This window comes from Microcoleus sp. T3_D1 (assembly GCF_036700405.1).
GTDB lineage: Bacteria > Cyanobacteriota > Cyanobacteriia > Cyanobacteriales > Microcoleaceae > Microcoleus.
Window position 1 is genome coordinate 78,523 of record NZ_JAUBOV010000025.1, and the last position, 6,864, is coordinate 85,386.

At 40.9% G+C, this 6,864-nt stretch carries 9 protein-coding genes; 8 read left to right on the plus strand and 1 reads right to left on the minus strand.

Annotated features, from left to right (window positions below):
- Positions 1-17: 17 nt before the first annotated feature.
- From QT992_RS13865 to QT992_RS13895, 7 genes are all read left to right on the plus strand, one after another.
- Positions 18-1,142 (plus strand): AAA family ATPase, encoded by a 1,125-nt coding sequence (locus QT992_RS13865; RefSeq protein ID WP_333331482.1) that lies wholly within the window; start codon positions 18-20, stop codon positions 1,140-1,142.
- Positions 1,139-1,816: a DUF3226 domain-containing protein gene (locus tag QT992_RS13870; protein ID WP_333315409.1), complete on the plus strand. Its 678-nt coding sequence runs from the start codon at positions 1,139-1,141 to the stop codon at positions 1,814-1,816. The genes QT992_RS13865 and QT992_RS13870 overlap by 4 nt, the downstream gene beginning before the upstream one ends.
- A gap of 111 nt (positions 1,817-1,927) precedes the next feature.
- A complete protein-coding gene (locus QT992_RS13875) occupies positions 1,928-2,302 on the plus strand; it encodes a DUF433 domain-containing protein (protein WP_333315408.1) in 375 nt (124 codons plus the stop codon).
- A 56-nt stretch (positions 2,303-2,358) separates the two neighbouring features.
- Positions 2,359-2,694, plus strand: a complete 336-nt coding sequence (locus tag QT992_RS13880; protein WP_445251106.1) for an ACP S-malonyltransferase — start codon at positions 2,359-2,361, stop codon at positions 2,692-2,694.
- Between the two features lie 84 nt (positions 2,695-2,778).
- Positions 2,779-3,024, plus strand: a complete 246-nt coding sequence (locus QT992_RS13885) for a type II toxin-antitoxin system HicB family antitoxin (protein WP_333139279.1) — start codon at positions 2,779-2,781, stop codon at positions 3,022-3,024.
- Positions 3,024-3,242, plus strand: coding sequence for a type II toxin-antitoxin system HicA family toxin (locus QT992_RS13890; protein WP_333139277.1), 219 nt, complete (start codon positions 3,024-3,026; stop codon positions 3,240-3,242). The genes QT992_RS13885 and QT992_RS13890 overlap by 1 nt, the downstream gene beginning before the upstream one ends.
- A 274-nt stretch (positions 3,243-3,516) precedes the next feature.
- Positions 3,517-4,500: a hypothetical protein gene (locus QT992_RS13895; RefSeq protein WP_333315405.1), complete on the plus strand. Its 984-nt coding sequence runs from the start codon at positions 3,517-3,519 to the stop codon at positions 4,498-4,500.
- Between the two features lie 134 nt (positions 4,501-4,634).
- On the opposite strand, the gene QT992_RS13900 is transcribed toward QT992_RS13895, so the two are convergent.
- On the minus strand, positions 4,635-5,180 hold the full coding sequence (locus QT992_RS13900) for a hypothetical protein (RefSeq protein WP_333315403.1): 546 nt from the start codon (positions 5,178-5,180) through the stop codon (positions 4,635-4,637).
- A gap of 237 nt (positions 5,181-5,417) precedes the next feature.
- Here QT992_RS13900 and QT992_RS13905 point away from each other — a divergent pair, with 237 nt between their 5' ends.
- Entirely contained in the window at positions 5,418-6,791 is a 1,374-nt protein-coding gene (locus QT992_RS13905) for an ATP-binding protein (RefSeq protein ID WP_333338588.1), read from the plus strand.
- Positions 6,792-6,864 lie beyond the last annotated feature (73 nt).

Consider the following 6,864-nt stretch of genomic DNA (forward strand, 5'->3'; position numbering starts at 1 on the left):
AATTATAGGAATCTTGTATGCTGGAGTCATTTCAGATACACAACTTTAGACTATTTAAACACCTTGAAGTTAAAAATCTGGGTCGTGTCAACCTGATTGTTGGCAAGAATAATTCAGGAAAGAGTACATTTCTTGAAGCAGTAGAACTATATGCCAGCAACGCTTCTGCTACCGTCATGCTTGAGCTTGTAGAGTCTAGGCAAGAGACTTGGTTTAGCGAAGCTCAGCCACATTCCCAAAATTTTATCAGTAATCCTGTGCGGCATCTATTCTTTGGGCATAAATTGCCCAGCATAGGAGGAGATGGGATTTCTCTTGGAGAAGTTTCTTCAAACATAAAACTCCGGATCGGCGCTGGCGCATACCAGAATAAAAATGATGACGAAGGCACCATCAGGAAAATTCGCATCTCGGATGTGGAGTTTGACGAAGATATATCTAATGTTGAAGTTTTTCTCGTAGCAGAAGAAGGCGAAAGAACTAGAAGAATTTTCAGATTAGATAGAAATATCAGAGACATTCGACGTAGCTCTAGAATTTTTTATGAAAGGCAGGAATCAGAGTTAAAATACACGTGGCAGATTGTTTATACAGCAAATATGCCTAATCGAAAATTAGCTGCTCTTTGGGATTTAACGAGCTTGACAGATTTAGAGTCGGAGGTTATTTCTGCGCTTCGTTTAATTGACGATCGAGTTACTGGAGTCGCTTTTGTAGAGGACGTTAGTATAGGTACTACAAGTGACAACCGTGTTCCTTTAGTAAAAATTAAAGGCATAGACGAACCATTACCTCTCAAGAGCATGGGAGATGGTATGACTCGTTTGTTTCATATAATTGTTGCACTTGTCAATGCTCGAAACGGACTTCTATTAATTGATGAATTTGAAAATGGATTGCACTGGAGCGTGCAACCGAAAGTTTGGGATATTGTTTTTCAGATATCGGAGAGACTTAATGTTCAAATTTTTGCAACAACTCACAGCCGCGATTGTATCAAGGGTTTCTACCAAGCCTGGAATAACTATCCTACCCTTGGTGCTTTCTTCAGATTGGATGCCAAAAATGAATCGATAAAAGCAACAGAATATACATCTGAGACCCTGAGTGATTCTATTGACATGGATGTTGAAGTACGATGAGTAATACAAGCGAGGTGTCTGAGAAGGATAGTGTTTGCAAGCAAGATACAGATAGAGTTTTACTTGTTGAAGGAGATAATGATTGCCATGTGGTGATGGCTTTATGCAAAGCTCATAATGTTCCTAAGACTTTCGGTATCTATCAATGCGGTTCAGATATCGGGGTTTTGAAGCGACTAAATGCGCTGATTATACGTCCTAATCCTCCTCAAGTAATAGGAGTTATGCTTGATGCTGACAAGCCTTCTCTTGAAGGCAGATGGCAAAGTATAAAAGGCAAGTTACAACATTACAACTATACGTTACCGAACAAACCTGATGCTGATGGAACGGTAGTCGAGCCTTCTTCAGATGAACCTAAACTGGGGTTTTGGCTGATGCCTAATAATCAAGATTCTGGAATGTTAGAAGACTTTTGTGCTGAACTTGCAGAACCAGCATCTTTGACATTTGCACGAGAATGTGTTGAACAGGCACAGGATAGTAAAGTAACCACATTCAAAGAAGTGCATCGTAGTAAAGCAGTGATTCATACATATCTTGCTTGGCATGATGAACCTGGTTATCCTTTGGGAAAGGCAATTACAAGTCAAGCTTTGCGTCCTCACACAGATGTCGCAGTAAAATTCACTAATTGGTTAATACGTTTATTTGTGGAAGGAGCGATCGCGTAATTCCCGCGATCGTCCTCAGAGAGCGGTCGCCAAGTATAATAGAGTTAATTCATCTCAAAATTCCACGTAATCAGCTAGTAATATAGAAATAACTTCTAGGAGGCTATAAGCATGACAACCATATCCAACGAACAAACAGCTATCATCCGTACAGAAAGAGGACTGTCGATCGCAGGTACCCGCATCACCATCTACGACATCATGGACTATGTGACGGCTCAATATCCGCCTAAGTTTATCAGGGGATTGTTTGAGCTTACAGAGGAACAAATTAACGTGGCTTTAACTTATATTGAGGCAAATCGCGCTGATGTGGAAGCTGAGTATCAAATGGTTCTTAAGGAAGCTGAGGAACTGCGGCTGTACTACGAAGAAAAAAATCGCGATCTGATTGCCCGAATTGCCGCCCAACCACCAAAACCTGGTGAAGAAGCTATTCGAGCCAAACTTCAAGCAGCAAAAGCCAAACTTAAGTCTCAGCCATAAATTTTTTAGTCGATCATAATTTGAGAGGACACGCCGTACTTCTCTCAGGTAGCATTGTGAGTAGTGGCTGGCTAGATTGGGTTCTCATTCGATTTATCACCTTTGATGAAATGAGCCTGCCGATCGATAGTGACGATCGGGTAGTTTGGCGGTTGGCTCAATCAAACCAGATGATTTTATTGACGGCCAATCGGAGTATGAAGGGCGATAACTCTCTAGAACAAGTGATGCGCGAGGAAATTACTTCAACATCACTCCCCGTGATTACTATTGGCGATGCCGATCGCTTGTTGAATGACTCTGAATATCGGCAGCGTTGTGCAATTAGTCTGGTTGAAATTGTGATTGATATTAATACTTATATGGGTGTAAGTCGGCTTTTCATCCCATGAGGTTGGTCGAGATTGTTGAAGAAGTGCGATCGCACTCTATCATAACGTCATCAGCTAAAAATCCCAAAAGGAGATTGCTTTAATATGTTAACTAAATACATCCAAGCTGCGATGAAGCAAGCTAAGTATGAAATTTTCCCTGATGATGGGACTTTCTACGGAGAAATTCCTATCTGTGAGGGAGTCTATGCAAATGCTGTAAGTCTCGAAGCTTGTCGAGAAGAATTGCAAGAGGTATTGGAAGACTGGATTTTACTTGGTCTCACCCTGAAACTTCCTTTACCAGTTCTTGATAATATCGACCTGACAATTACTAAAGAAGTCGCCTGATGCCCCCTTTAAAACCAATCAAACGTCGAGACTTAATTTATTACCTGAAACAACTGGGATTTGACGGCCCCTATTCGGGAAAAAGGCATCAGTTCATGTTGAAAGATAACCTTCGCATTACCATCCCCAATCCTCATCAAGGTGATATCAGTGCCAACTTTTTAGCTAAAATTTTGGGACAGGCTAAAGTTGATATTAGTGATTGGGAGAACCTCTAATTTTTTGACTGCTATGTAAAAATAATTTTGTGGAGTCAGAAACCGGTTTTTTTTGCAAAATCGGGCGTGGGAATTCCGAGATTGTCGCAAAAACCCGGTTTCTTGGATTTTGGGTTTTCTCGTGGGTAGTCAGAAACCGGGTTTCTTCCTAAATCTGGGTGACGATGCGTAAATTATCGCAGAAACCCGGTTTCTTGGCCTCAACGCAGGTAAGTCCTGCTTCGGTTAAACTAAGGCTCTATAATACAACTATCCAATAGTTTTATAGGAACAAATGAGAGGCGTAAAACAACTATTCCTAAGCAGCTTTGCTATTATTACTTTGAGTTGGGTTTTGGGAACTCCCATTCAGAGGATACCAGAGGCGATCGCTCAAACACAAGTTCCCATGAGGTTACAACACGCGGAAGGAACTTATACCCTTACGGTGTCAGAAACCAATACCACAAAATCTGCTTATGGGGGTCAATTGCGCCTCTATGACGTGCATATTGCGAAGATGTTTGAGGTGACATATTTGGACTGTCAGGAGATACCCAACGCTGGCGGTAGGACTTGGTATTACTTCGCAGGAAATGGTAAAATTGACATGGGGCAATTTAGAATCAACTGTCCGTTGGCTAGCGAGATTGCTAATACTTATGGTTTAGGGAAACCAGAGCGTACTGCGATCGAATATTCTCAGGGGGAGGCTGGGCGGCCAATATCGAGGACTCGTTCTATTCCAATTTTAGATATTACTGGTAATAAAATTCAGCGGTGGACGAATTTTGTGCAAGGGTTTCGCCCTCAGTCTGCTAATTCTGAAGGAGGTAATTCGCGATCGAGTATTTCTTTTCCAGTTAGTGAAATTCTTTCGCACATGGAAGGTAAGACGAGAGTCCCAATTTTTCTCCCCAGTCAGCTTCCGTTCTCAGGAGATATATACTTGGAAAGCCGAGTCGAAACACAGGGCTATAGCGTTGTAATGAGCTCCATACCTAATTGCAGCGGTACGCCCTGCTATATCGGGGATATTTCAGCAAAAAGAGGTGGAGAACCAGCCCAACCACCGATCAGAGGATTTAGGAGTGAATTCAAAACCATTCAATTAGCAGGCCGAACACAAGGAGTTTTTTCTAATGTCTGCGGTGCTTATTGCACGGCCTTAGTTGAATGGCAGTATCAAGGCGTTTTATACCGAGTAACTATGAAGAATGGGCGAGAGGAAATGCTCGTTAACATAGCCAATTCTGCAATTGAAGCTGGGCCTCGCTAGCTAAAGCTTGGGATAACAGTGCATCAGGGCAAGTCCTGTTCTCCAATTGGAGATTTATTTTCCCTGACGCACTCTACAATTGCTTTTATTTATACATACCCTCTTAAGTTGTTTTTATTGCTGTTCCTTACTCTTCACTCATCATTGAGGTAGTCCCTAAGACCCATGCTAACCGCATTGCAGGAGTGTTGTTCAAGAGAAGATGTACGACAAGAAAGGCACGAATTCAGAGATCCGGCGGCTGCCTTTAATGTATTAAATTGATCTGGCAAAGCCTTTGTTTTCTCTACTAACTCTGCGGCTTGATTTTGGTATTCTTGCATTTGGATAACGCACTGTTCTCTTTGATAATTATTGCTCAAAGGCTTCAGTTTTCTGCCCTCTTCTTCTAGCCGACTTATATCATCGTAGATTTGTTCAAGATTGTAAGTATTAGGAACTGTAGCACTTGTACCGACAACAGGTTGCGTGGCTGAGATGTCTCCTGGGTGGGAAAACAATAAAGTTGGTAATAATACTATTGAAATTAGTGCCTTACCAACCCCCATCAATAACCCCCACGCTAGCTTAAACGGTGATAAAGCAATACCTCCAATTCCCAAAATGACACTGAAAATCCAAGAGAAGAAAGTTGATACCAAGTGAAAAATAAAACTTGGTATGGCAAATAAAAAGTCCATAATACATAACCCCTAACTATTCAAACTAATTTACCTAAAGTATCGAGAAAGCAATTGTGGTGGATTCTCTCTGTTAGATTACAATATTTAGATAAAATATGACAACTAAAAACAGTCGGATTTAGCACCCAATTTTTCTAACCATCCTGAACTAATTTAGTAAAATTTGGTATAATTCAGTTGACAACGTAGGATTTGGTAGAATATAGTACACTAAACATCGCTCAACGCTGACCCATGAATGTTGAATATGTTGTACAATGGGTGAATAATTTGATTGTTGACAAAACTGGAGAACATCTCACACCCCTACAGGAAGCAATACTAACGGGTGTTTGGCAAAGGCAAAAATATCCTCAAATAGCTAAAGAGTTTAATTGTAGTGAATCTCACGTTAAAAAAGAAGCGGCTAAGTTATGGGAAAAGTTGCGTGAGGAATTAGGAGAAGACCTTAATAAATTAAATTTTCGTTCTAAGTTAGAGAAAAAGCATCGGGTTTCTCAAGGATCTAATTTTGGTTACTGCGTACAAATTAATGAGGGAAGTATTAATATTTGTGGTGAATGTTTACATCCTTTGAACGATTTACAAAACCGATCGCCCAATCCCCCCGACTCTCCCCAAAACAACAGTCAATCCCCAATAATCGATTTAACAGACGCACCCGAATTCCCTTACTTTTACGATCGCACCTCAGAACTCTCCACCCTCAAACAATGGATTTTACAAGCCCACACCCGCTTAATTACCATCTACGGCTTAAGTGGAATTGGCAAAAGTGCGATCGCCCTCAAACTCATCGAACAAATTCAAACCGAATTTGATTATATTATTTGGTTAAGCCTCACCAACACACCCACACTTTCAACCGTCCAAACCGAACTCAAGCAATTTTTTGGGCGATCGCAACAACCCTCATTACCCACAATCATCGATTATTTCCGATCTTCTCGCTGTCTAGTAATTCTTGATGACGTACAGAATATTTTTAGTAGCAGTCAATTAGCAGGTCAATATTTAGCAGGCTATGAAGACTATGGCAAATTTTTTAAACAACTTGCCACATCCTCTCATCAGAGTTGTTTAATCCTCCTCAGTTGGGAAAAACCCAAAGAAATAGCGAATTTAGAAGCCGAAAACCTGTCCACGCGAAGCTTACACCTCAAAGGGTTAGGACAAGAAGCCGCAGAAATTTTCCAACAAAAAGGATTAGTCGATGAGGAAAAATGGTCAGACTTGATCGCCATTTATCAAGGTCATCCTTCCTGGCTAAATATCATTGCTGCAACTATTTTGGAGTTATTTGATGGTAGCGTTTCCCTGTTTTTATCCGATGTAAATGATTTATTTTTAGGTGACTTAGAACCCATCTTAGAATCTCACCTAAAGCGTTTATCAGAGTCAGAAAAAAAGGCGTTATACTGGTTAGCCACTCAAAAGGAAACTGTAGATATTTCCCGAAAAACTACTGATAGTGAATTATCCCAATCAGAATTTTGGCAAGCCATACAATCTTTAGGCCGACGCGGCTTAGTGGAAAAAGTGTTAGTAGGAGGGCGATCGCTCTTTTTCCTCAATCCCGTATTCAAAGCATACATTCAGTGCAGGTGAGTGCGATTCGTTTAACCTAAATGGGTAGCAATACTCAGGGAAGGTTAGCCTAACCAACTGGTTAGTATAACTG